This window comes from Nostoc sp. FACHB-888, from assembly GCF_014696655.1.
GTDB lineage: Bacteria > Cyanobacteriota > Cyanobacteriia > Cyanobacteriales > Nostocaceae > Nostoc.
Window position 1 is genome coordinate 35,176 of the sequence record NZ_JACJQM010000015.1, and the last position, 24,041, is coordinate 59,216.

Here is a 24,041-nt window from a genome sequence, read left to right on the forward strand (position 1 = left end):
TTTCTACTTAAGAGAGGGGTTCTAGATATGGATATCGATTACCGTATAGCGATCGTTTTAGCACCAGTTGTCATTGCTGCTAGCTGGGCAGTGTTTAATATTGGTGCTGCGGCTTTAAGACAAATTCAAGGCTTTTTGGATAGAGAAGCCTAAATTCGATTTAATATCATCAATCTTGAATCGGCTGTTTCTATTTACAGAGACAGTCGGTTTTATAGCATTTCCTAATCATCATAGCCCCCTCCCCGCTCTTCGAGAGGGGGCTGGGGGTGGGGTTCTTGTACCTTGCAAGGGCCGAGAATTGCTGTATAACGATTAATGAGGCATTAGGCATGGAGCATGGGTGAATCATACATAATGGTTCTTCTTCCCCTGCTTCCCCTGCCCCCTGCACCTTGCCCCCACTCCCCTTTCCCTTTCCTTGGATATCGATTCTGTAATACAACCCCTACAACGCTTTGGTGTCCATCTGGGACTCGATCGCATTGCCAACCTATTGGCAAATCTCGGCAATCCCCATCACCAAATCCCGGTAATTCACGTTGCTGGCACAAATGGCAAAGGTTCGGTTTGTGCCTATCTTTCCTCGGTACTCACTGAGGCTGGTTATCGGACAGGACGCTACACTTCCCCCCATTTAGTGGACTGGACGGAACGTATTTGTTTAAATGAACAGCCAATATCCTCTGAGGAATTGAGCCAATTATTAGAAAAAGTGCAAGCGGTTATTGGTGCTGATGATGAGGAGATCCCCCCAACCCCCCTTAAAAAGGGGGGCTATGTTCCACCCTTGAAAACGGGGGCTAGAGGGGATCAAGCCTTATCGAAGAAGTATGGTAACCCGACTCAGTTTGAAGTAATTACCGCAGCTGCTTGGTTATATTTTGCCCAGCAACAAGTCGATGTGGCTGTGGTAGAAGTCGGACTAGGAGGGCGCTTAGATGCGACAAATGTCTGCTTAGAACCCTTGGTTACGATCATCACTTCCATCAGCCGGGAACACTGGCAACAACTCGGCCCTACCATCGCTGATATTGCTAGAGAAAAAGCAGGTATCCTTAAGCCTGGATGTCCTGTTGTGGTTGGCGCATTGCCACTGGATGCAGAAGAAGTTGTGCGATCGCGTGCTTTAGAATTACAATGCCCGATTTTTACGCCTCAACCCGCCCGTCAAATCGCTACAGGATTGGCAGAATATCAAAATATTCAAAATTCAAACTTAATTAAATACCCTTTGCCATTAGCGGGACAAATTCAATTAGCAAATTCAGCTTTGGCTTTAGCTACTTTAGAAATTCTCCAACAACAGGGTTGGCAGATTTCTGAAGAAGCCATAATTAACGGCATGGCAAAAACTAAATGGCCGGGGCGGATGCAATGGACTACCTGGAAAAACCATAAATTATTACTTGATGGCGCTCATAATACCGCAGCTGCTCAAGTTCTTCGCCAGTATGTCGATAGCTTAGACGCAGTTAACCTTAAGCCAGTCAATTGGGTTATCGGAATGTTTTCCGATAAGGATCATGCTGATATTTTTACCGCCTTACTGCGCTCAGGCGATCGCCTTTTTTTAGCACCAATACCAGTAGAATCTTGGCCGGGCAGAACTTCTGCTGATTTAGACTACTTAGCAAATCTAGCTTATAGCCTCTGCCCCAAATTAAGCGATCGCCAAATCCATCCAGATTTATTCACAGCACTAGAAGCCGCAACCTCAACCACCACCACAGACGATTTAATAATTGTGTGTGGTTCCCTTTATTTAGTTGGCGATTTTTTACAAAAAGGGAATAAGGAGTAGGGAGTGGGGAGTGGGGGAAGCAGGGGAGGCAGGGGGACAAGAGATGAGAAATTGAAACAAGTCTTTCCCCTTGTCCCCAAGTCCTCTTGCCCAATACCCCATGCCCTATGCCCAATCCCCTAATTTATCTATTGTTCCACTCTTGCTCCGCATCTTCTACAGCTTTATCTACAGTCTTCTGGTCTAACATTGCTGCTTGCAAGTTCTCATAAATTGCCTTTTGCAGTTTGTTTGAATCCTTCAAAGTAGGAGTTAATATTTCTGCCTGTTGCAGTTGTTGAGCAGTGATAACCCGCGCTTTCTCTACTGTTGAAGCATTAGCTGGAACCTCTTTAAAGTAACTATCAGATAATGCTTTGACTGTAGAAGGTAGGACATTTGCAGCTTTAGCAAAGGCTAACTGATTTTCGTCATTGGTAACAAATAAAGCAAATTTCACAGCACCATCTGGTTGTTTGCTATCGCGGGGAATAACCATGTTCATCACCGCGACATTCTTCTTACCTGTGTCACCAGTGAGTTGAGGTGCGATCGCTGAAGCTTGAGCAATTTTCGGGGCATTATTAGCGATCGTTTTCAGAAACTCTGGCCCAGAGGCTAGAAACGCAGTCTCTCCAGATTGGTATAAATCGATCGCGTGGCGATGTCCTTGGGTCAAAGCTTCTTTAGGAAGCAGCCCTTTTTTATACAAGTCTACCCAATACTGAAACGCTGCCTTACCTTGTGCTGAATTAAACGCCGCTTTCCCTTCAGCATCTACTAGGGTGACTCCCATTTGCACGAAAGATTCCAACACTTCACCAGAATCTTGTGGTACGAAAGTCACAAAAAACGCATATTTGCCGGTCTTATCTTTAATTTGTTGCGCTGCTTGTGCCAATTCTGCGTAGGTTGTGGGTGTTTTATTGATACCTGCCTGTTTTAATAAATCAGTGTTATAAATGGTTAGCCGTGTGGTGAGATACCAAGGAATGCCAAAACTCTTGCCATTGAGCGTGCTTGCTCTCCAGATATTCGGTAGATAGGAGGAACGTACATCGTTTGGGACTTTCGTATCTAAATCTAACCAGGCATTTCGTCCCGCAAGTTGGGAAGCAAAACCCGGATTGAGGTTAACTACATCAGGTGGCGTTTTTGCTGAGACAGCTGTTAAAATTTTGTTCTCCATCGCCGCCCAAGGTACATCAACCCAGTTAACCTTTATACCTGGGTTTTGCGATTCAAAATTCGCAATTAGGCTTTTGAAGTAGTCGGTAAATTGAGGTTGGAGTTGCATCGTCCAAAACTCAACAGTTGCCGTACCGGAAGTAGCCTGTTTTGTATCTGTACTGACATTACCTGTGCCGCAGCTTACAACCCAACTGGTTAATAGGCCAAGCAGTACAAAAGCAACAAGTTGTTTAAATTTTCTTAATTGAATCATTTTCCCAGTATTTTTACGCTTGCTCAGTGTGAAAAGCTTAGATCAGAATTGTCGAGATTAAAGGTTAAATAAATTACCTAAGCACCAAGTCCATTTCTTAGTATCATTTAAATTTTCAATTTAGCAGTCCAGCGGGCACAACTGTGGTAAAAAGCTTCAATAGTCTGTTTGGCAAATCGAATAAGGGGGTCGGCATTGAACTTGCTCCCGAACGGGTCAATGTAGTTCAGCTACGCAAGCAACGTCAAGGCTTAAAACTAGAAACCTTTACATCGGTAGCAGTTCCAGAAGGCGTAGTTACCGATGGTCAAATCACCGACACCGCAGCAATGGCGCAATTAATCCAACAGGCGCTAGCTGAGAGCAAAATCAAAACTTCTCGCGTTGCTACTGGTGTACCAGGGCGAGATTCCATCGTTCGGATAATACCAGTACCAGCAGAGTTAGATGATAAAGAACTGCGAGAAATGGTGCTGAACCATGAAGCAGGTTTGTATTTACCCTATCCTCGTGAAGAGGCTGATGTAGATTATCAGAAACTTGGGTACTTTGTAGATGAAGATGGCATTGAAAAAGTACACGTACTCCTAGTTGCCACCCGCAAGGAGATAACAGATACCTATATAAGTACATTCGAGCAGGCAGGATTACAAATTGATGTTTTAGAAATTAACAGCTTTGCTCTAATTCGGACTATTCGTGAGCAATTGCGACAATTTGGGCCGCAAGAAGCAGCAGTACTAGTTGATATAGAGTTCGATAGTACAGAAATTGCCATCATCGTTAACGGAGTGCCGCAATTTTCGCGCACAGTTCCAATCGGGACTTATCAAATGCAAACTGCCTTAGCAAGGGCAATGAGCTTACCCACATCACGAGATATGGAACTGTTACATGGGATGGTTATTCCCCCAACTCCCATAGACGGCGGTAAAACCGGCGTTACTGAACTCAATCCTGGTATGGCAGCCATATTGAGAGTATTGGGAGAACTAACGGATGAACTACGCCGTTCCATCGATTTTTACCTGAATCAAAGTGAAAATTTGGAGGTAGCGCAGATTATATTAGCTGGCCCAGGAGGTGGACTCCAACAACTAGATGAATTCTTTACCCAACGATTGAGCTTGCCAACTACCCAAATAGATCCAATCGGGTCTTTGTCTTTGGAAGTTGACACGGATAAATATCCACAGGTGCAACGCTCAGGCTTGGCAATCGTACTTGGTCTAGGAATGCGGGAGGTGTAACAAAATGTACAGCCTAGATGTTAACTTTCTTAAAGATCGCCCAGCATACCAGAAAAAGCCTGAGAGAAAGGGAGGAATATCCCTAAATCTGCCTACAGGGGATTTGACACCAATCTATGCGGGAGTTGCAGTAGGTGTAGTCCTTCCAGCTTTATTGGGGCTTGGTTGGTGGCTGTTGCAAGGGAAGATTGTTGAATTAGAGGCACAGATAGCACAATTAGAGCAAGAAAGCAAGAGATTAGATACAGAAATCGGAAATATTAACAAAATCAAAGCCGAGACGAATGCAATTAAAGGAGAAACCCAAGCTTTAGTTACTGTATTTGACCAAATTCGGCCTTGGTCAGCAATGCTGCAAGATTTGCGCGATCGCATCCCGGTGGCAGTGCAAATCCAGACCATCAAGCAAATCCCACCCATTCCAGCGGCGGAGGGGCAGCCAGCAAGCAATCCTGCCGGGGGATTAGAAATTACTGGATTGGCTCGTTCTTTCAACGATGTCAATGATTTCTTATTGAGTTTACAACAGTCTCAATTCTTGAAGTCCACAGAAAGCAGAATTCTGACAGCAACGTTAGTGGATGCTCCTTTACCACCTGGTGTGGATCAACTTACTAATGGTGTAACAGTTAAACCGCCGCAAGTAGTTAAATACACCATCCAATCGAGTATGAACGATGTTCCTGCTTCAGAATTAATCCGGGAGTTGGAAAAAAAAGGCACAGTGGGCTTAGTGGCTCGAATTCGTAGTATGCAACAAACAGGAGTCATTTCAAAATGACGCTGAGTGATGATTTAAATTTTGGCGAACATGGTGGGGAATTCGATTCGGAAACGCCAGCTTACCCTATGGTATTTGGTATTGCCTTCACACCAAAAATCATTGGGATTTTGGTGGGGGTAATTGGTTTAGCGGGAGCAGGTTATATATTTTTAAACCTGCTGATGCCAGCTTGGGAAAGCTATCAGCAGCAGCAAGCAAAAAGCTCTGAACTGCAAGGGCAAATTGAGCAAAAAAAAGCCAGTATCAAACAAATTGACCAAGTTAAAGACGAACTAGCACAGGCAAAACAGCAAAAAGTTCAGGTTTTAGGTTTATTCGCTGACGAAAAAACCTTGGATACATTGCTGCTGGATATGAATCGCTTAGTTGAGTCTGGCAATACTGCTACTTCTCTGAATGTAGTCAGAGCCAAACTAAAGAAATTTGTGCCAGTTTCCCAAAAACCAGAACCAATTATCGATGGAAGTTTAGGAGTACAGGTTGACGGTAAACTGCAACGCAGCAGTATTAATGCCGAAATTACAGGAACTTATGAACAAACGCAATCGATAATGCGTAACATCGAGCGTTTACAGCCTTTGTTAATAGTTAGAGATTATCAAGCAACTTTGGCTCCAGTAGAGTCAAGAGATCCATTAGATAAAACGCCTGTGCAGGTAGGACCAGCAGCGATTAATACATCATTCCAGTTACAGGTATTGATGCCACTTAGTCCAGAAGAAATAGCCGCCGCAGCCGCCGCAGCCGCAGCTAAAGCTGCCCCGAAAAAGTAGTTAGGAGTTAGAGGTTAGGAGTCAGGAGTTAGGAGTTCTCATTCCTAACTATTCACTCATAACTTCTCACTTTTAGCGAACTACTGAAAGTTTTTTGTAAACAAGGTGTTATTAGGTGAGGAATGAACTGTGAAACAGCTTCACGGTAATAGTTTTATATTAGGTACTGCCGCTTTTGTATTTTTGGCAGCTCAACCAGTTTGGGCACAAATTAGTCAAATTACTGATGTACAGTTAAATGCAGTTAATGGTGGAATTAGCGTTGCTTTGAAGACTTCTTCAGGGTCGCGCCCCCAAGTTTTCACTACAAAAAGAGGCAAGGCATTAGTCGCAGATATTATCAATACTCAATTACGATTACCACAAGGTAATAGTTTTCGTCAAGATAGCCCAGCACCAGGAATTGCCTCCGTCGAGATTAATCAGCTTGATGCCAATAGTATCCGAGTGACGGTGACTGGTAGTAACAATACACCTGGCAGTCAACCTGTGGTGCGATCGCCAAATGGAATTACACTCAGCTTTAGCCCATCTGGTGGCACTACAGCATCAGCACCAACGCCAACAGCGCCAACATCGACAGCACCGCCTGTTACTACCCCAGCCCAACCGGGTCAAAATCCAAGTGTTCTCGTTCCTAACCCGGAAGTCACCATTGACGGACAACCTGCACAAGCTGCTGGGCCAGGTCAACCCGTGAGTCAGGCTCCACCTTTCTTACCTAGAGCCGTCGCGCCACCCGTAGGAGATATTGCCATCTCGAATACTGATGCTTCTCCTAGCACCATTGACTTAGGAACTCAGGAACGTGTACCGCGTCTAGTGCTGCGAGATGCACCGGTGCGTGAGGTTTTGTCACTGCTTGCCCGTGCTGCTAATTTAAATCTGGCTTATATCGGAGGTGAGCAAGCTGCTGGTGCTGGTGCTGGTGCTGGAGTTCAGCAAGCTGGTGCTGCTAATGCACAAGCAAGCTCTCAAACTATTTCCTTAGATATAGAAAACGAGCCAGTGCAAGATGTGTTTAACTACGTCTTACGCTTGAGCGGTTTAGAAGCTAACCGCAGTAATCGCACGGTTTTTGTGGGGCCCAAACTACCTAATTCCACCCGTGACATGGTTATGCGTAGCCTGCGACTCAATCAGGTGACAGTGGGAGTCGCCCTGAACTTTTTGGTCGGCTTGGGAGCAGAAAGTGCCGTCAGCCGCGAACGACAAGTTACCAGTGTTAATGCTGTGCCTGTTGGGGATGGAGTTACGCCTATCACCCAAACTCAGACTACTACGGAAAGCAGAGTTGAAACTCAACGCGTTAATTTTACAGACTCTAGCCCATTACTTAGAGGTTTACAGGCATTAGGAGATGAGCGCACCAATTCCCTGACCTTGATTGGCCCTCCTCGGCTAGTTGAGATGGCAATGAATCAACTAACTCAGCTTGATATCCGCCGTCGTCAGGTGGTAGTTAACGTGAAGATTATCGATGTTAACCTCTTGAACACCCAAGACTACAACACTAGCTTTTCCTTTGGGGTTGGTAACAACTACTTTACAAGTGATGGCGGTGCAGCATCTCTCAACTTTGGCGGTTCCAGACCAGCTACAAGAGCTGAAGCATCAACTAGTGTGACTAGTAGACCTGTCATCCAGAATCCCATAACGGGAGAAGCATTTTTGGATGTCCAAAATAATAGTGTACAGTCCGCAAGAGCTAGTTTAGGCGATCCGCTGCAACCTGGTGTTACGGCCTTCACCCCAGGAACAGGTACAACTCCCGCTCAATCTACATTCGCTCTCCCAACTTTATTCCAATTCCCTAGGCGTCTTCTCGCTAGCTTGCAGGCTCAAGTCCAAAATGGCAACGCCAAGATTTTGACAGATCCAACCTTAATTGTGCAAGAAGGTCAAACCGCTAATGTCAACCTGACTCAGGAAGTGGTAGGTAACATTGTAAGGGAAATAGTTCGTGACGCAAATCTAGCCACAGAAACGATTTCAGCAGAAAAAGACCGAGTAGGTTTAACCCTAGCTGTTAAAGTTGAGCGGATTGACGATAACGGTTTTGTCTCTCTATCGGTAGCTCCTGTCGTCAAAGCACCCCAAGCTCCAGCTACCATAAATGTTGGCGGAGGTGGTAGCCAACAAATATTCTTGGTATCGGAGCGCTCTCTTAATTCTGGCTCGATTCGCTTAAGAGATGGTCAAACACTAATTCTCTCAGGTATTATTCAAGATTCAGACCGGACAACTGTCTCCAAGATTCCCATTTTGGGTGATCTTCCACTAATTGGTTCACTATTTAGAAGTACAAACAGACAGAACCAGCGCAATGAGGTGATTGTATTACTCACACCTCAAATCATGGATGACACAGAGAACTCCTCCTACGGCTATAACTACACTCCAAGCCCAGATGTGCGGCAAATCCTTGAGCGTCGGGGGTTGAAAGTTCCGGCGAGGTAATAAAGATGACAAACAGGTGAGTCACCTCTGGCTCAAACCTTCCTAATTATTGCCAAGGAGTTCATAATTAAATCCTGCCCTTTTTAAGAGGATGTTTGAACAGTTATTTGTGAAGTATCAAATACTTGTAGCTCCTCCTAAATCCCCCTTAAAAAGGGGGATTTAGATTTTTATCTCTTAAAAGGGTTACGGGGTGAACACGATTTTAGAAAAGCTCGATTTCCTATTGTTTTCTCGTTCCTATGCAGAGTATAAGAATGGCTGATTAGGGACTGTTACTTCCAGTCAGATATTGAGTCAGAGTCTCAATGAATGAGAACGCGAATTAAGAACTAACAGCGTATTTCAGGTAAATGAAGTACATGGGTAGGGGCACAATATGTTGTGCCCCTAGGATTATCTATACCTCACTAACTCGCAATCTGCTGTAAGTTAGAGACTTTGATGGTATTTCTCCGAATTGAGTATCAGGAAAATTTCAATTTTTAGCAATAGTTAAAAGTAGCGATCGCATTTTCCAAGACTCCATAAATAACTAATTACTCTCTGCTACTTTTTCAGAAAGTGTGAGCAGGAATGTCATATTTTCTTCAGCTTTTAAGGCATGGAGCACATTAGCAGGCATAAAGACAAAAATACCAGGTTTAAGGGCAATGTTTTCTCCAGGTAAAGTAAGTAAACCTTTACCTTCGATGACGTTGATCGTGGCATTACGAGTAGAAGTATGCTCAGAAATATCAGTATTAACTGCTAGGCAAAATAGAGTGTATTGACAAGCATTATCTTTCAGCAATACTTTGCTGATAACTCCTGCACTGGGGTATTCAATTTGTTCTCGTAATTGAGTGACGAAAGATGGGCTATTTGTGATTGAATTGGTCATAGTATTTTAGGATTATGAACCGTAAATAAAAGCTAATAATCATTAAAAGATTAATTTTTGATTAAAGCTATAACCTAGCTTTAAAACTGTCTCTCCAAGCTGAAAATTTGCCAATTCAAATAATTTATCGGTGGCTATCCTTCCACCAGGACGTAGATATTTTTTACCTGCTGCTGCTAAAACTTTGTGTCCGGTAGTTGTTTGGAAATTGAGGATAGTGTTGGTCATCTCTGCGACCCTCGGAACTTGTCTTACCCTCAATTTCTCAGGAATTTATGATATTGTCTTTGAGGTAGCTCATAGAAGCAGTATTACTTTGCTTTCCACTCGTGGTCAAGGATAGCGTAAAGAAAATTGTCATACCATCTGCCTTTGATTAACTCTTTTTCCCGCAGATGACCCTCACGACGCATACCAATTTTTTCTAATACCTTTACAGAAGCAACATTCTCCGTTACACACCAAGACCAAATACGATGCATTCCCAGTTCTTCAAAGCCAAACTTTAAAATGGTCTGTGCTGCTTCTGTTGCATAACCTTGTCCCCAATACTGAGTATTTAATTCATAGCCGATGTTTGCTTCCCGCAGTTCAGAATCGTTTACGCGGATGCCACAATTGCCAATAAGCCGATTTTCTTCTTTGAGGACAACAGCTAACTGAAACTTTGTTCTTGGTTGCTCTTTTTGCTGACCAATAAACATCTGTACAAATTCGTAAACATCTTTCTGTGTGCGATGTGTCCAATAGTTATAACGCAAGTACAAAGGATCAGATTGATAGGTAAAAACCGCCTGCCAGTCTGCCTTTATAAAATCACGCATTAGCAAGCGGTCTGTTTCTAAGATCATGTTTTTTCTCTATTTTTAACTTTCACATCTTGCACCTTGAGGAGTAGCATCAGGATAATAGGTAATGATTGCTTTTTGTTTAGTAACAAAAACTGTAGAAAAGGATTTACCTGTTTCTTGGTCACGTACATTATAAATACATGCTCCGTCATTATTACCTTGGAGCTTATATATTCTGGTGGCATCTAAAAGCATTTCTTCGGCATTGCTGAGGTAGCCATAGCCTTTGATGACATCTGTTACTGTCCGATTTTTTTGCTTAATGACTACACCCATTGTATAAATGGCTCCAGGAACAACTTCCTCTCGTCCTTGATTATTTGGCAACCGTCCGCCTATTCCTTCATTTTGCAACTGTAAATATCTGCCGTGAAAATGTAAGCCACCTATATCATTGGCGTTATATATTTCACCACAAAATATATGCTCAAACCCTCGGCGTTGAAACCAGATATTCGTTAAATCTTCGAGAAATTGTGCTTTATTCTTACGTCCTGGACGAAGTTCACCGCCGCTAACTTGCTGAAGTTTCTGCAAAACATCTGGGTAATAAGATAACAATTGTTTAAAATTATTAGAACTAACTCTTGTACCAATAGAGCCGCAGAGGTCTAGTACAGCCTTGTCAAAAGGATTGAGCAGAGGTGGAGGTGGTGTGATATCTACCTTTTGTGTTGCGGGGAAACGAACAGTAACCGGGTTATCTACATTGTCAAAAAACGGCAGAAGTTGCGTATTTGGCTGAGGTTGCGCCTTCACGGAATTTTGCCAGCAAAAAGGGGAAACCAGTACCAAAAAAGCAAGCATATTTACCATCTGCTCTGACCTATTGGTTAAAAGATTTGGCTGCATAATTTTAAATTAATTACTTAGATAGCAATACTACATCAAGCTTAATTTAAGGAATAGGATACTTTATAAAAAACCCGGTTTTTTTAATAAACCGGGTTGATGAACTTCTTTAAAAGTCTGTTGACTTGAAATTTTAAATTGTTGATTACGCTATCTTAAACTAACCAAACATGGTGCGTAAATCTTTGGTAATTTTCCCTAAATCGGCGTTAGCGAGTGGAATCATTAAGTTGCCCGATCAATTTTTTGCACTTCTTCTTCAGAGAGTTTCACATTGATAGCTTGTGTTGAGTCTTCAATGCTAGAAACCTTGCTAGCACCAGGAATTGGTAAAATAACTGGCGACTTGGAACGCAACCACGCCAAAACGATATTATACAGTGACACACCTTTTTCTTTAGCTAAGTGAGCGATCGCAGGGATATCTTGTAAGTTCTGATGGCGACGCCTACCACCAAAGGGACTCCAAGGCAAAAACGTCAATCCTTGTTGTTCGCAATACTTCAATACGCCGTCATTTTCTGGCTGTCGTTGCCAAGGGCTGTATTGGTTCTGCACTGAGACAATATCCACCACATCCCGCGCCCGCTTAATTTGTTCAACGGAAAAGTTAGAAACTCCCACAAACCGAATCAAGCCAGCTTCTACTGCTTCTTTCACTGGTGCAAGGGATTCTTCAATAGTGTAATTAGTATCGGGGGAATGGTATTGCCAAACATCAATGGGTTTAGCACCACCTAACGCCTCAAAACTTACTCGAATTGTTTGGCGCAAATGTTCTGGGTTGCCGTTGCTTGTCCAATTACCATCGGGACGCATCAAACCGCCCTTAGTTGCCACAATTACTTGACTAACATCGCCTTTGTAACTAGCAAGTGCCTTGTGAATTAACCGCTCGTTGTGATGCTTATCTGACTCATCTTTGCAGTAAGAATCGGCAGTGTCAATAAATGTAATACCCAAATCCAAAGCATGATGAATAACTTGGATTGACTCTGATTCGGGAGGACGATTAGAGATTGACATGGGCATACCACCCAAACCGATCGCACTTACAAAGATGCCAGTTTTTCCTAGCTGTTTAGTTTCCATGCTTCTAGCTATAGCTTTCTGCCCCAATTATCTATCAGTTAGCCAAAGCTTTTGTAGCTATTCATCATAAATCCTCCCTGGTACTTAGACTTAATGATCTGTGAATGAGCTACCAGGGGAATACTCTACTCAAGGGTTAAGTATTCTATACACAGGCACTGATGAAAATTGTCAAGGAAACCCGTACCAGATTGCAGCTTAAGCATCGGCCACTCAGAGATTGGCTTACTGGGTGGTGCATTCTTACTTTATGCTTAAGCTTTTTGATTTACTGCTTATTTTTTGAGTCTGCTTCAGTTAAGATAACTTGCGCTCGCCTCTCATCAAACCAAATTAATTGTGAATTGAGGCGGTTCACTTTGCTGGCAAGCATGGAGAAACTTAAAATGTTTGATCTCCAGGAAGCATACATTCTTACAAAGACTGGTGGTAAAGGAGGGAAAACCTATCAAGTTGTGATTGTAACTCCTTTTAGATACTTTGCTCTTTTATCTCATGTTAGCTATCAAGAGAATCAGGAAGTTACTTTTAAAATAAACGATTTTATTAATTCTGGGCGAACATCGCTATTAGTACAGCAAAATCAACGGCATTATCTATTTTTCTTAAGTTTATTTTTATTGGTTATGATAGCGCTCGCTGCTTTTTTTGCTACATCACCTGTAACTACCTGTACCTTCTATAAAAGTATCGATAAGGTATTTATCGAACGTAAAAGTTTGCGTGTAAACCAAGTTATTGAACATCCAATAGAAAATATTCTGCGTTTTGATATCCAAGAAAAGCAATTTAGATACTCTAAGCTTTATCGGGCTGTTATTGTGCTGAAATTTTTCAATGAAATTCCAATTAACCCACAATATACTGATGAAAATAGCATCCGATATACAGTTTCTAGGATACATTCATTCCTAAAATTTTAACAAAAATCATTTCCATTCCCTGACAATGTTCCCTGAAGCTGAAGTCATTCGGCTCATTAACACAACCTAGTACGCAAGGCGGAAGTCAAAAGTCAAAATGAATCAATACAGCGTAAGCGTTTCCCTGATTTGGAATGGGTTATTTATTTCCGCAGCGCTGTATTAGTCAACTATAAATACCTACTTTGTCAGTTTGTTTAATTAAGCTATGTTTGGTAAATAAAATAAATAGCCTACGTGATCGGCTGTTATTCTACACTTGACATAAAGCATAGTGAGTGCCAAAAGACGACTGCCAGAAACCACTGCCCATGTCAGAATTACCCGCCAATCCTGGCAACACGGCTTCCTTGAGGGCGAAGTGAGTGCCGGTGAGTTTGAGTGGCATTTTCAGTGGCATTTTCGCCGGGGAGAACTTGCCGTCAAGCCTTCCCAAGGCCGCGCCTTAATCAAAGAACCCCTTGGTCGATTCTTGGAGCAACAAGATTATCAACTAGAGCCTGGAGGAGATTATGCTTTTACTATTCGGGCGGAACTTTAAAAGTTAGTAGTTAGTAGTTAGGAGTTAGGAGTTAATGATCTAATTCCTCACTCCTGACTGCTGAGTGTTGATTCTGTGAGGCGATTTAAGTATCTTTCGATTAAGAGGATGGCAACAATGTCATCTATCGGTCTTGGTGGCTGTCGCAGACCCTGTGGTAATAGCTTTGTTAGCCCTTTGGGTGGGAACATTTGCCAATAGCGATCGCGTGCTTCTAAGGTTGTGTAGCGCTCATCCACTAAAATAATACTCAACGGTTCTGTCAATTCTTGATATAACTGCTGTCTCCACTGCTTGGCTGTAGTTTGGTCGCCCATCACCATCAAGGAGATCGGAAACTTTTGACGCAGTGTCTCAATGGTAGCGATCGCTTCTTTTGCCAGTACGACATGATGATAATACAATTGCCGATCCAGTCCCATCACCGCTAAACCACACTTATCTCGACCTGGATCAAACCCCAAGATGACTGGTTGCATTGGTGAAAATTCCCGGAAAGTCATAATAAATTAAAATTAAAAATTAAGAATTATAAATGAATAAATGCAATCACAGCAACTATTTTGGCTGCTTTTCAATATGTTTAAATCTTACTAATAACAGTGTGCAAATAATTTTTTAAGTACTAAAGATAATTTGTCCGTTGACTATTGCCACTAATTTTACTCTCAATGGTCCGGCTGTATAAGTATCGTTTGCTGCGATCGCTTTGATTTCCAATGGTTGATTGTACTGTCTTAATTGGTTGATAAAGCGCAGAAAAGTCCCGTCTACTTGCACATTTTCGATAATTCCGGCGTTACGGGCACGAAACTGGGAAGCAGAAATCAGTATTTCCAGTCGCTGCTGTAACTGATACGATGTCATGGTTTTGGAATCAGCAGTAGTTGTGGCCAGCACCGCGCCTTGCGAAAAAACCAATTCATTCCGAGCGGTATCAGCGAAAAACTCTATCTGCTTTTCTCCCCTGACATAATTACCAGCCGAGAAAATTCGCACCACGTATTCTTGACCATCCTCAATCTGCTGGCTCAATTTCTCAACCCTCTCTTGGGTGAAGCGTAGTAGCTCTGCATTTGCAGAATTTGCCCCAGGCTCACTTAATTCGAGGTTGGCGTTGCGGTTAGCTTCTTGTAAAAGTTGTTCCACTGCCTGACGAGCAGCAGTAGGTTGCGTAACACGAACTACACCTGCGGCCAGAACTTGACCGCGAACTAAGGCCAGCTTACCTAAACGCAGGTCGCGGTAGGACTGATAATATTTTTCTAACCTTGCAACTTCAAGTTCTAGTTGCTGCTGTTGTGCTTCCAATTCTTTGAGGCGTGATTCCCGTTTGGCAATCACTTGCTCTCGCGCTGCAACTTCTACATTACGCTTTTGAATCAGTTGATCGAGTTGGGCAATTTTGCGATCGCGTTCTTCTATGACTTCTTGGCGATTAGCAAGCTCGCGATCGCGTTTTTCAATTGCTGTTTTGGCTTCATCAATCGCTTTTTTAGCTTCAGCATACAGTCTTTGGCGTTCTGTCTTCAGTTGCTCAACTGCCGTCTGTAGCTCTTTTCTCTGATTGTAAACGCTTTGCAATTCAGCTATGGCTTTTTGGTATTGAGTTACAACTTGTCCTAGCTGACCTTGAGTGCGTTGGAGTTGAGTTTGAGTTTGGGCTTGTTGACTAATGGTGCGGTTCAACTGAGCTTGTGTTTGCAGTTGTTTGGCATTCGCCGCCTGCAAAGATTTATTAATTGTCTGTAAGTCTTGTTGTGCTTTTGCTTGGGCAATTCTTGCTTGGTTTAGCTCACTCTCTACCTGACTTTTTTGAGTTTCTGCGGTTTTTAGCTGTTCCCGCTTCTGTCTGAGGTCTGTTTGAATATCCTCTAACTCAAAGACTCCCTTTCGCAAGCCTTCGTCGGCAGCGAATAAAATTCCTAATGTTGATGCTGAAATCAAACCGCCCGTAAAAATAGTTACCAATACAGCAGTATTTTTCGGACGAAGGTTAAAAAGTGAGAGGCGGGCTTTGCCAACTCGTGTGCCGATGCGATCGCCCACGGTTGCAATTACGCCTCCCAGAATTAAAATTGCTGCTATGAGGATGTATCCGGTGGTCATCTTTAGCTACCGAAATCCTTCCAGATACAGCCTACTACTTTTAACCATTGTCTGGGGAGAAGTGGAAATTGGCAATAGCTGAAATTACTCAATTTTAGATTTACCTCTAGCTATTAGTGTCATTTTTCAAAATAGAACACGTGCCGATTCCCCTTTCTCCAATTGATTTTATGTGAATTGCCTACTTAAGGTAACAGGTTTATGCACAGTAATCTTCTTTTTGTGAATAGAAATCATCTTTTTTTCACGTAAATCCCCTAGTAGCCTAGTGACGGTAACACGAGTTGAACCAATTGCTTCTGCGATCGCTTGATGAGATAACTTCAAATCAATTGTGATCCCATCTGCACAAGGAACCCCAAAATCTCGACAGAGAATTAGCAAAAAACTCACCAATCTAGAACCCATATCTCGGTGAGCGAGAGTTTCAATCATCATCTCCGTTTGTAAAATGCGCGAAGACAGACCTCGCAGCATTAACATTGATAATTCTGGATTTTCCTTGAGTGCTTGCTCCACTTGTTCAATTGGTGCTGACAGTAATTCCGCAGGAGTAAATGCAACCGCATGGTAAAACCTATCCGATTTATTTCCCGTCAGCAATGACAATACACCAAATACACTATTTTCCCGCAGCAACGCTACCGTTATTTCCTCTCCTGCCTCGTACACCCTGGAAAGTTTAACAGCACCTTTCAAAAGAAAATAAACTCGTTCGGCAGGATCGCCAGGAAAAAAGATCGTTTTATTGCGTTCAAACGTTTCCACAACTGGCGGAAACGCCCCGGTCGCCATCTGACGAAATACATTTGCTAGGGCTTTATCTTGTGTCACGATCATCTCCCTTCCCCTACCCAATGCCGGAAAAACAAAAACTGATTACCTAAGAATACACCCGAAAAATGAATAAAGCACCGTCAACCTTTCTGTACTTTCCTATACTCAAACTAATCTCTTCATAACTCTTTGTTTACAATGATACATAATTGTTGATCCTTTAAGCTACTAATTGTTGATAAGTACTTCCAATAGCAGTATTAAAAAGGGTTTTTTAAAGAACAAATAAAGATATTTTGAGAATATCTTTATAAAAAATCAAGATTTTTGTCATAGAAAACACCCTTATCAATATTCATTTTTGCAAATCCTGTGTAAAACGAAGACAAAACGTGCCTCAGATTCTAGTATGCTCCTAATGATCGATCGCATTAACAATTTCTATGCTGAATCTGACTGGAAAAAATGCTCTTGTTACAGGTATTGCCAATAACCGCTCGATCGCCTGGGGCATCGCCCAACAGCTGCATAAAGCCGGAGCAAACCTGGGTATTACCTACCTGCCGGATGAACGCGGCAAAATGGAGAAAAAAGTTGCGGAATTGGTAGAACCCCTCAATCCCAGCTTATTTCTTCCCTGTAATGTCCAAAATGATGAGCAGATTCAATCTACCTTTGAGACAATCCGCGAAAAGTGGGGAAAGCTAGACATCCTTATCCATTGTCTTGCTTTTGCCAGCAAAGACGATTTGACTGGAGATTTTAGCCAAACGTCTCGTTCTGGCTTCAACACCGCCTTAGAAATTAGTACCTACTCGCTGGTGCAGTTAAGCGGTGCGGCTAAACCTTTGATGACAGAGGGAGGTAGTATCGTCACCTTGACATATTTAGGCGGTGTCAGGGCAATTCCTAATTACAACGTTATGGGAGTTGCCAAGGCGGGGTTAGAAATTAGTGTGCGCTACCTAGCTGCTGAACTAGGTCCGCAAAATATCCGCGTCAATGCCATCTCCGCAGGCCCCATCCGCACTCTGGCATCTTCAGCAGTGGGTGGAATTTTGGATATGATTCATCATGTAGAAGAAGTAGCTCCCCTACGACGCACCGTCACTCAGCTAGAAGTGGGCAACACTGCCGCTTTTTTATGTAGTGATTTGTCTAGCGGTATTACCGGACAAGTTCTATATGTAGATGCAGGATATGAAATTATGGGAATGTAAGATAATTGGGGCATTGGACATTGAGTATTAGTAAAATTCTTGCCAATTCTCCATGCCCCATTCCCTATGCTCCATTCCCCATTCCCGATGCAAACAACCAATCGCCAAGTTAATTCAAACTACGATAATTCAACTAAAACCTCTCGGATTGCCACTGTTCACCGCACTACTGGTGAAACTGATGTGCAAGTTACCATCAATCTGGATGGTAGAGGAACTTGTACAGCAGCAACAGGTATTCCGTTTTTGGATCACATGTTGCATCAAATTGCCTCCCACGGGCTGATTGATATAGATGTCCAAGCCAAGGGAGATTGGGAAATTGATGATCACCACACCAACGAAGATGTAGGTATTACCTTAGGGCAAGCTTTTAACCAAGCACTAGGCGACAGAAAAGGCATTGTTCGCTTTGGTAATTTTCGTGCGCCACTAGATGAAGCCTTGGTTGAGGTAACGCTAGACTTTTCTGGACGCCCTCACCTCAGCTACGGCTTGCAAATTCCTACTCAGCGTGTAGGAACCTATGACACCCAACTAGTACGCGAATTTTTTGTGGCGATCGTGAACCATAGCCAAATGACACTGCATATTCGGCAACTGGATGGAATTAATTCCCATCACATTATTGAAGCAACATTTAAAGCCTTTGCAAGGGCAACACAGATGGCGGTGGAAATCGACCCCCGTCGTGCTGGTGTAATTCCCAGTTCTAAAGGCGTTCTATGAAAGGAGTCAAATAGGGCATTGAGCATGGGGCGGTAGTTATTCTCCCCAATCCCCAATTCCCAGTTTGCAATAATTGACACACTGCTCGGTGATGGTTATTATCAGGCTACCGGGTAACCTGTAATTAATACCAAGCTGGTAATTAGTAATTGAACCGAGATGAAGTCTGTTGCAGATGACCCTGATTCTCAACTCAATACGGCAGACACTGCGCCAGTAGTTCTGACTTCTGAGTTACGAAAAGTCTATCGCACTGGTTTTTGGCTAAATCAAAAAGTTGTATCTCTTAAAAACTGTTCTTTAACAGTTTACAAAGGCGAAACCTTTGGGTTGCTAGGGCCAAACGGTGCTGGGAAAACAACCCTTTTAAAATTGTTGCTGGGAATTATTCGTCCTAGCTCTGGACGGGGATTATTATTGGGTAAGCCAATAGGCGATCGCACTGTTAAGCAACATATCGGCTATCTGCCGGAAAATCCCTATTTGTATGACTATCTCACTGGCTGGGAATTTTTGCAGCTAGCTGCTGGGCTATTCCAAATTCCCAAAAGTGTCCAACGCCAACGCATTCCCCAACTGCTGGAATTAGTGGGTTTATCCCAAGCTGATGCCCGCAAAAAGTTGCTGCGCCGTTATTCTAAAGGAATGCTACAGCGTGTTGGTATGGCACAGGCGCTAATTAACGAGCCAGATTTGGTTTTTTTGGATGAACCGATGTCTGGTCTTGATCCGGTGGGACGCTACCAAATGCGGGAAATTATTCTGGCGCTAAAAGCTGCTGGTAAGACGATTTTTTTCAACAGCCACGTTCTTAGTGAAGTAGAACAGATTTGCGATCGCATTGCCATCCTCGCTCAAGGTGAATTAATTTGCTCTGGTTCCCTCAATGAACTCTTAGGTAAAAACAACACATATTATGTAAAAGGTCAAGGTGGTGACTGGGAAATTCTCAAAAAATGGATACCCACTCTAAAATTTGAACCTGATGGTTCCTGGCAAGGTACACTACAAGACGATTATTATGATTTTCTGTCCAGTCTTCGTCTTATGGAGGGTAAAATTATTGCCATGAACTTGTCGCGTTATTCACTAGAAGAGTTTTTTATTCAACAAATCCAAAGAAAAAATAACTCGCTTAATTAATCGGCGTTGCTAAATAGTCAATTGGGGTTGACTTGAGGGATAAAACTCAAAACTTCTGGTTTTTCGAGTTTATCTTTGTCAAGCAAACCCACAAAAAATAAAATTCCAATTTCTTTTGCAGGTTATTGGTATTTATTTAATGGAATTGTTCATAATTTTTCTCGCCATCGCAGATTTAAACTCATAGTTTAAATGTCATCAAATTGACTTTGACAACAACATTTTATTCGTAAGTACTTTATTGTTTAACAAAGAATTTCTTGTATAAACTGTGTTTATTTGCGTAAGTTCTAATGTTTTTTGATAATTCCTGTATTCAAGTTGGCTTAACTTTAAATTAAATTCACTAAAAATTCAAATTCAATAGACAAATTTACTCCGGAAAATGACAGTTTTCGAGGAAAATAAGAGTGTCGGGGAACTTGAATACTTAGGTATAGTCAAAATAAAAATATTTAGACAATACTTTATTAATCGTAGTTTCAGAGTCTCAGGTAAATATGCTTAACACAACTTTGTTTAAATTCCTAACTCAGCCTGTTGTGGGTGTGGCTTTGTTAACTGCTGTCAATGCCGTTGTGCCATCTGTCAGTCTAGCCCAGGGACAACCATTACCAGCAACTACACAGCCACCAATCACGCCAACACAAATAGATACTAATTATTCATTAGGAGGCGGCGATCGCATCCGTGTAAATGTATTTGAAGTCCCTGAATATACAGGTGAGTACCAAATTCCCCCAGGTGGAGCCATCAACTTACCTTTAATTGGCAGTGTGTCAGTCCTCGGTTTAACAACTGAACAGGCTGCTGACGAAATTGCCAGAAGATACTCTCGCTTCCTCAAACGTCCCTTAATCTCAGTCAATTTGTTATCGCCCCGTCCCATCAATGTTTTCGTTGCCGGAGAGGTGACACGTCCAGGGGCTTACACCCTAAACTTGAGCGGAGGCGCGGGAGACAATCCAGGCGTACAATACCCCACTGTATTAGCCGCACTGACAACAGCACAAGGTGTAACCCTGGCTGCGGATGTGACTCAAGTTCAATTACGGCGTAAAGTAGGACGTTCTTCAGAGCAAGCCGTTACCGTTAATTTGGAGGAACTCATCCAAACAGGCAGGTTATCACAGGATATTACCTTGCGGGATGGAGATACCATAGTTGTGCCAACTGCAACCAACTTCGACGTGGCAAAATCCCGCAATATATTTGCATCTAACTTTGCCGCTAGCCAAACCACACCCCGCACGGTAACAATTATTGGTGAAGTTAACCGTCCAGGTTCGTATCTTGTCACCCCAGCCAGCACAGATGCACAAGGTGGCGCAACCGCTACCACTAACAGTGGTACTACCACTCCCAATGGTCTACCAAATGTGACACGAGTTATTCAACTCGCTGGGGGAATTACAGCACAGGCTGATGTTCGTAATCTTAAGCTACGCCGAGCTACAAGAACTGGCTCAGAACAAGCTATAGATATCAATCTTTGGCAACTATTGCAGAGTGGTGACGCCAATCAAGACATCATCGTGCAAGATGGAGATACAATTGTTATTCCAACGGCAACTGAAATCATTCCCGCAGAAGCTACTCAATTAGCTACTACTACTTTGTCTCCTGCACGCATTCAAGTTGGCGTGGTAGGCGAAGTTAAAAAACCAGGTTTAACAGACGTTCAGCCAAATAGCTCTTTAAATCAAGCTATACTCGCTGCTGGAGGATTTAATGATGCCAGAGCTAGTAGTAGTGCTGTTGATTTGATTCGCCTCAACCCTAATGGTTCTGTGACTAAACGTATAGTAAAAGTGGATTTCTCTGCTGGGATTAATGAGCAAACGAATCCTATACTCCGTAATAATGATGTTGTGGTAGTCAATCGATCTGGTTTAGCTAAAACTGGCGATACTACAAACACCATAACTGGGCCTCTAGGTGTTATTTTTAATATTTTGAGGTTGTTCGGAATTTAGTTTGAATTGCGGATGTAAATAGGGGACGTTGCTCAACCCTCTTCGTCCCCAAAATTGCACTATGTATGAGTCAAGGCTCAATAGTCAAGAGTTTATATAGCCTTACTTAATCATTTGTGAGACAGAAAAAGCCGAAACGCTGATAAATACGTGTTTTTCATATCCGTGTTTTCTTGGGATTTAATTCCGATTGCTATAAAAAACAATTATGCTTCTTTGAAAATCGTATTTTCTATGCCCGTTTTAGGATATTTTCAAGTAGTATTACTCATTGACAAATCTACAAACTTAAAAATTTAACTGAAAACTCCTAATCTGTTATTGATAGGCTTTTTTTAACCTTGTTTTAGTTACTCTGCTTTTTTATGATAATGAGAATATTTTAGAATACAAAGGCAGTAAGACGTAGAATATACCTTACTTTTGTTTATTTATTGATTATTATAAGAATTATTTAAGTATATCAACTAACTGATAACAGATATACTATCTTAACCACAGATACCACGTATACACAGTAGAATAATGTCGAATTGGAAATGACGCCATTTGTACGGTTGCTTGGTGTCCATTAAGGGGGTAACTCTGGATACTAACTATTTTCCTCCAGTACTTTTACTAGAAGTTACTATTTTTTGGAAGACAAGCTAAAAAGGCTTTTCAGCCTTATTTCCGTGGAAATTCTCAGGTTGGAATCTGAGAAACGGTGTATAAACTTACAAATGGCAAGTACACGCTATATCCAATACTGAGTTACTGACTAAGGCTAGAGTTACAGACCGTTGACGAATCAGTTTTTGCAACATACCCTATTTTCCCTATGATGATTCATGGTTTAAGTTTTCTCAGTTTGAGCGCATCTCTTGTACTTCCCTGGGCAATAACAGGTGTGGTTCAAGTAGAGAAAATAACAGAGTCTTTAGTTCAAGATGTACGTCAGTCATCCACTGAACAGCAAATCCCATTACCTAGCCGCAAGCTGATCAGTGCTGTTTCAACTGGGACAACGTACTATGTTAGTGGTACCGGAAGCGATAAAAAAAGCGGACTCACTACCTCATCCGCTTTTAGGACAATTCAAAGGGCGGCAGACCTAACTAACCCTGGGGACACGGTACTCATCATGGACGGGGTATACAAGAATGCACACCCAACTGGAACGGTAGTTGATATTAGACGCTCTGGAAAGTCAAATGCATGGATTAAATATAAAGCATATCCTGGGCATAAGCCGAAACTTAAGCACAATGGATGGCATGGAATTTGGATTCACAATGGAGCATCATATATTGAAGTGAACGGGCTGGAGGTAGTAGGGAACAATGGCAATATTACCCGTAGTTATGCGTTGAGTCAGAAGTATAACAGATCAAACCCGAAAACCAGTGGAAATTGCATCACCATAGAAGGAGGACAAAATCGTCGCTCCCACCATATACGTGTTCTCAACAATAAAGTACATAATTGTGGAGGTGCAGGCATTGTAGGTATTGAATCAGATTATCTAACAATAGATAATAACGAGGTGTTCAATAATGCCTGGTACTCAGTTTACGGCTGTAGTGGTATTTCACTGCTCAACAATTGGAATTCTGACAACAAGCAAAACTACAAGATGTTTGTGACCAGAAACAGGGTCTACAACAATCGAATGTTCATTCCCTGGATTACTACTGGCAAGATCCAAGACGGTAATGGCATTATTGTTGATCGTGGAATGAATAAGCAAAAGGGATCAAAACTGAGTGCGTATCGAGGACGCACTTTGATTGCCAACAACGTCACATATAAAAATGGTGGTGGCGGTATTCACACATTTCAAAGTGAGAATATCGATATTGTCCACAACACTAGTTATATGAATAGCCAGAGTCCAGGAATTTCATACGGACAAATCTCGGTTAATGCTTCAAATGATATCAACGTTCTAAATAACATCCTTTATTCTGAGCGTGGGAAACCGATAAACGTAAGATACGGTGGTAACAATGTTAATTTTGACTACAACCTCAACGCCAATGGTGCCTCGATAGATGGTTCCGGTTCTAATGATATGACTGCAAATCCCCAGTTTATGAATGCCTCAGATGCTGATTTTAGACTGAAATCGACAAGTCCGGCAATTAATAGTGGTATGAAATTCAATAGTGTGAAAACCGATTTTACAGGCGACTCTCGCGTGAAGGGTTCACGACCCGATCGAGGGGCACACGAAATTCGGTAGTAGAGTTATTTACTGAATCCCCCGAATTAAATTCGGGGGATTCAGTAAATAATCAAGATTTCAGCGTTTGCGAAGATAGTTAATAGCTACATTAGGCTACGCTAATGCATAGGTATTTTCGTCCTAAACTTAGCTGTTGCTTAGACGGCAATGCATTTTGTCAATTCAATCCCTAATCAAAACTAGATTCCTGATTTTTCCTAACGCTAATAAAAATTAAGATGGGC

The 24,041-nt window shown here is 42.3% G+C and carries 22 protein-coding genes; 13 read left to right on the plus strand and 9 right to left on the minus strand.

Annotated features, from left to right (window positions below):
* The first annotated feature begins 27 nt into the window (after positions 1-27).
* Positions 28-153, plus strand: coding sequence for a photosystem II protein Y (locus tag H6G26_RS11965; RefSeq protein ID WP_012411301.1), 126 nt, complete (start codon positions 28-30; stop codon positions 151-153).
* A gap of 268 nt (positions 154-421) precedes the next feature.
* Positions 422-1,804 (plus strand): folylpolyglutamate synthase/dihydrofolate synthase family protein, encoded by a 1,383-nt coding sequence (locus tag H6G26_RS11970; protein WP_190729469.1) that lies wholly within the window; start codon positions 422-424, stop codon positions 1,802-1,804.
* Between the two features lie 124 nt (positions 1,805-1,928).
* Here H6G26_RS11970 and H6G26_RS11975 read toward each other — a convergent pair whose 3' ends face one another.
* The gene (locus tag H6G26_RS11975; protein ID WP_190729470.1) at positions 1,929-3,227 is read right to left on the minus strand and encodes a sugar ABC transporter substrate-binding protein; all 1,299 of its coding nucleotides are present in this window, start codon (positions 3,225-3,227) and stop codon (positions 1,929-1,931) included.
* 143 nt (positions 3,228-3,370) lie between these two features.
* Between H6G26_RS11975 and H6G26_RS11980 the strand changes: the two genes are divergently transcribed.
* From H6G26_RS11980 to H6G26_RS11995, 4 genes are all read left to right on the plus strand, one after another.
* A complete protein-coding gene (locus H6G26_RS11980) occupies positions 3,371-4,477 on the plus strand; it encodes a type IV pilus biogenesis protein PilM (protein WP_190729471.1) in 1,107 nt (368 codons plus the stop codon).
* A 4-nt stretch (positions 4,478-4,481) separates the two neighbouring features.
* Positions 4,482-5,258, plus strand: a complete 777-nt coding sequence (locus H6G26_RS11985; RefSeq protein WP_190729472.1) for a PilN domain-containing protein — start codon at positions 4,482-4,484, stop codon at positions 5,256-5,258.
* Entirely contained in the window at positions 5,255-6,034 is a 780-nt protein-coding gene (locus H6G26_RS11990) for a pilus assembly protein PilO (protein ID WP_190729473.1), read from the plus strand. Before H6G26_RS11985 ends, H6G26_RS11990 begins: the two co-directional genes overlap by 4 nt.
* 129 nt (positions 6,035-6,163) lie before the next feature.
* A complete protein-coding gene (locus H6G26_RS11995; protein ID WP_190729474.1) occupies positions 6,164-8,494 on the plus strand; it encodes an AMIN domain-containing protein in 2,331 nt (776 codons plus the stop codon).
* 535 nt (positions 8,495-9,029) lie between these two features.
* Here the strand turns inward: H6G26_RS11995 and H6G26_RS12000 are convergent.
* The 5 genes from H6G26_RS12000 to H6G26_RS12020 form a co-directional block, all read right to left on the minus strand.
* On the minus strand, positions 9,030-9,377 hold the full coding sequence (locus H6G26_RS12000; protein WP_190729475.1) for a cupin domain-containing protein: 348 nt from the start codon (positions 9,375-9,377) through the stop codon (positions 9,030-9,032).
* Positions 9,378-9,419: 42 nt separating this feature from the next.
* Positions 9,420-9,605, minus strand: a complete 186-nt coding sequence (locus H6G26_RS12005) for a hypothetical protein (RefSeq protein WP_242053678.1) — start codon at positions 9,603-9,605, stop codon at positions 9,420-9,422.
* 83 nt (positions 9,606-9,688) lie between these two features.
* Positions 9,689-10,228 (minus strand): GNAT family protein, encoded by a 540-nt coding sequence (locus H6G26_RS12010; protein ID WP_190729476.1) that lies wholly within the window; start codon positions 10,226-10,228, stop codon positions 9,689-9,691.
* A 15-nt stretch (positions 10,229-10,243) separates the two neighbouring features.
* Entirely contained in the window at positions 10,244-11,035 is a 792-nt protein-coding gene (locus H6G26_RS12015; RefSeq protein WP_242053680.1) for an EndoU domain-containing protein, read from the minus strand.
* Between the two features lie 270 nt (positions 11,036-11,305).
* Positions 11,306-12,172: an aldo/keto reductase gene (locus tag H6G26_RS12020; RefSeq protein WP_190729478.1), complete on the minus strand. Its 867-nt coding sequence runs from the start codon at positions 12,170-12,172 to the stop codon at positions 11,306-11,308.
* A 386-nt stretch (positions 12,173-12,558) separates the two neighbouring features.
* Here H6G26_RS12020 and H6G26_RS12025 point away from each other — a divergent pair, with 386 nt between their 5' ends.
* Together H6G26_RS12025 and H6G26_RS12030 are read left to right on the plus strand one after the other, a co-directional pair.
* Positions 12,559-13,095 (plus strand): hypothetical protein, encoded by a 537-nt coding sequence (locus H6G26_RS12025; RefSeq protein ID WP_242053681.1) that lies wholly within the window; start codon positions 12,559-12,561, stop codon positions 13,093-13,095.
* 274 nt (positions 13,096-13,369) lie between these two features.
* The gene (locus H6G26_RS12030) at positions 13,370-13,636 is read left to right on the plus strand and encodes a DUF3146 family protein (protein WP_190729480.1); all 267 of its coding nucleotides are present in this window, start codon (positions 13,370-13,372) and stop codon (positions 13,634-13,636) included.
* 47 nt (positions 13,637-13,683) lie between these two features.
* Here H6G26_RS12030 and H6G26_RS12035 read toward each other — a convergent pair whose 3' ends face one another.
* The 3 genes from H6G26_RS12035 to ntcA all read right to left on the minus strand — a co-directional run bounded on the left by H6G26_RS12035 (position 13,684) and on the right by ntcA (position 16,585).
* Positions 13,684-14,139, minus strand: a complete 456-nt coding sequence (locus H6G26_RS12035) for a pre-16S rRNA-processing nuclease YqgF (RefSeq protein WP_190729481.1) — start codon at positions 14,137-14,139, stop codon at positions 13,684-13,686.
* Positions 14,140-14,254: 115 nt separating this feature from the next.
* Positions 14,255-15,745: a DUF3084 domain-containing protein gene (locus H6G26_RS12040; protein WP_190729482.1), complete on the minus strand. Its 1,491-nt coding sequence runs from the start codon at positions 15,743-15,745 to the stop codon at positions 14,255-14,257.
* Between the two features lie 168 nt (positions 15,746-15,913).
* Positions 15,914-16,585, minus strand: coding sequence for a global nitrogen regulator NtcA (ntcA, locus tag H6G26_RS12045; RefSeq protein ID WP_017652326.1), 672 nt, complete (start codon positions 16,583-16,585; stop codon positions 15,914-15,916).
* Positions 16,586-16,965: 380 nt separating this feature from the next.
* Between ntcA and fabI the strand changes: the two genes are divergently transcribed.
* The 5 genes from fabI to H6G26_RS12070 all read left to right on the plus strand — a co-directional run bounded on the left by fabI (position 16,966) and on the right by H6G26_RS12070 (position 23,814).
* Positions 16,966-17,742, plus strand: a complete 777-nt coding sequence (fabI, locus tag H6G26_RS12050; RefSeq protein WP_190729483.1) for an enoyl-ACP reductase FabI — start codon at positions 16,966-16,968, stop codon at positions 17,740-17,742.
* Between the two features lie 87 nt (positions 17,743-17,829).
* Complete coding sequence (hisB, locus tag H6G26_RS12055) at positions 17,830-18,471, plus strand: imidazoleglycerol-phosphate dehydratase HisB (RefSeq protein ID WP_190729484.1); 642 nt, start codon at positions 17,830-17,832, stop codon at positions 18,469-18,471.
* Between the two features lie 159 nt (positions 18,472-18,630).
* A complete protein-coding gene (locus tag H6G26_RS12060; RefSeq protein WP_190729485.1) occupies positions 18,631-19,614 on the plus strand; it encodes an ABC transporter ATP-binding protein in 984 nt (327 codons plus the stop codon).
* A gap of 500 nt (positions 19,615-20,114) precedes the next feature.
* Positions 20,115-21,590: an SLBB domain-containing protein gene (locus H6G26_RS12065; RefSeq protein WP_190729486.1), complete on the plus strand. Its 1,476-nt coding sequence runs from the start codon at positions 20,115-20,117 to the stop codon at positions 21,588-21,590.
* Between the two features lie 850 nt (positions 21,591-22,440).
* A complete protein-coding gene (locus tag H6G26_RS12070) occupies positions 22,441-23,814 on the plus strand; it encodes a right-handed parallel beta-helix repeat-containing protein (protein ID WP_242053682.1) in 1,374 nt (457 codons plus the stop codon).
* Positions 23,815-24,041 lie beyond the last annotated feature (227 nt).

Bases quoted from the DNA above. Each gene is read 5' to 3' on its own strand.
- H6G26_RS11965 (WP_012411301.1), top strand. From the start codon at position 28: ATGGATATCGATTACCGTATAGCGATCGTTTTAGCACCAGTTGTCATT.
- H6G26_RS11975 (WP_190729470.1), bottom strand. From the start codon at position 3,227: ATGATTCAATTAAGAAAATTTAAACAACTTGTTGCTTTTGTACTGCTT.
- H6G26_RS11985 (WP_190729472.1), top strand. From the start codon at position 4,482: ATGTACAGCCTAGATGTTAACTTTCTTAAAGATCGCCCAGCATACCAG.
- H6G26_RS11990 (WP_190729473.1), top strand. From the start codon at position 5,255: ATGACGCTGAGTGATGATTTAAATTTTGGCGAACATGGTGGGGAATTC.
- H6G26_RS12000 (WP_190729475.1), bottom strand. From the start codon at position 9,377: ATGACCAATTCAATCACAAATAGCCCATCTTTCGTCACTCAATTACGA.
- H6G26_RS12005 (WP_242053678.1), bottom strand. From the start codon at position 9,605: ATGACCAACACTATCCTCAATTTCCAAACAACTACCGGACACAAAGTT.
- H6G26_RS12010 (WP_190729476.1), bottom strand. From the start codon at position 10,228: ATGATCTTAGAAACAGACCGCTTGCTAATGCGTGATTTTATAAAGGCA.
- H6G26_RS12015 (WP_242053680.1), bottom strand. From the start codon at position 11,035: ATGCTTGCTTTTTTGGTACTGGTTTCCCCTTTTTGCTGGCAAAATTCC.
- H6G26_RS12020 (WP_190729478.1), bottom strand. From the start codon at position 12,172: ATGGAAACTAAACAGCTAGGAAAAACTGGCATCTTTGTAAGTGCGATC.
- H6G26_RS12025 (WP_242053681.1), top strand. From the start codon at position 12,559: ATGTTTGATCTCCAGGAAGCATACATTCTTACAAAGACTGGTGGTAAA.
- H6G26_RS12035 (WP_190729481.1), bottom strand. From the start codon at position 14,139: ATGACTTTCCGGGAATTTTCACCAATGCAACCAGTCATCTTGGGGTTT.
- H6G26_RS12040 (WP_190729482.1), bottom strand. From the start codon at position 15,745: ATGACCACCGGATACATCCTCATAGCAGCAATTTTAATTCTGGGAGGC.
- ntcA (WP_017652326.1), bottom strand. From the start codon at position 16,585: ATGATCGTGACACAAGATAAAGCCCTAGCAAATGTATTTCGTCAGATG.
- fabI (WP_190729483.1), top strand. From the start codon at position 16,966: ATGCTGAATCTGACTGGAAAAAATGCTCTTGTTACAGGTATTGCCAAT.
- hisB (WP_190729484.1), top strand. From the start codon at position 17,830: ATGCAAACAACCAATCGCCAAGTTAATTCAAACTACGATAATTCAACT.
- H6G26_RS12060 (WP_190729485.1), top strand. From the start codon at position 18,631: ATGAAGTCTGTTGCAGATGACCCTGATTCTCAACTCAATACGGCAGAC.
- H6G26_RS12065 (WP_190729486.1), top strand. From the start codon at position 20,115: ATGCTTAACACAACTTTGTTTAAATTCCTAACTCAGCCTGTTGTGGGT.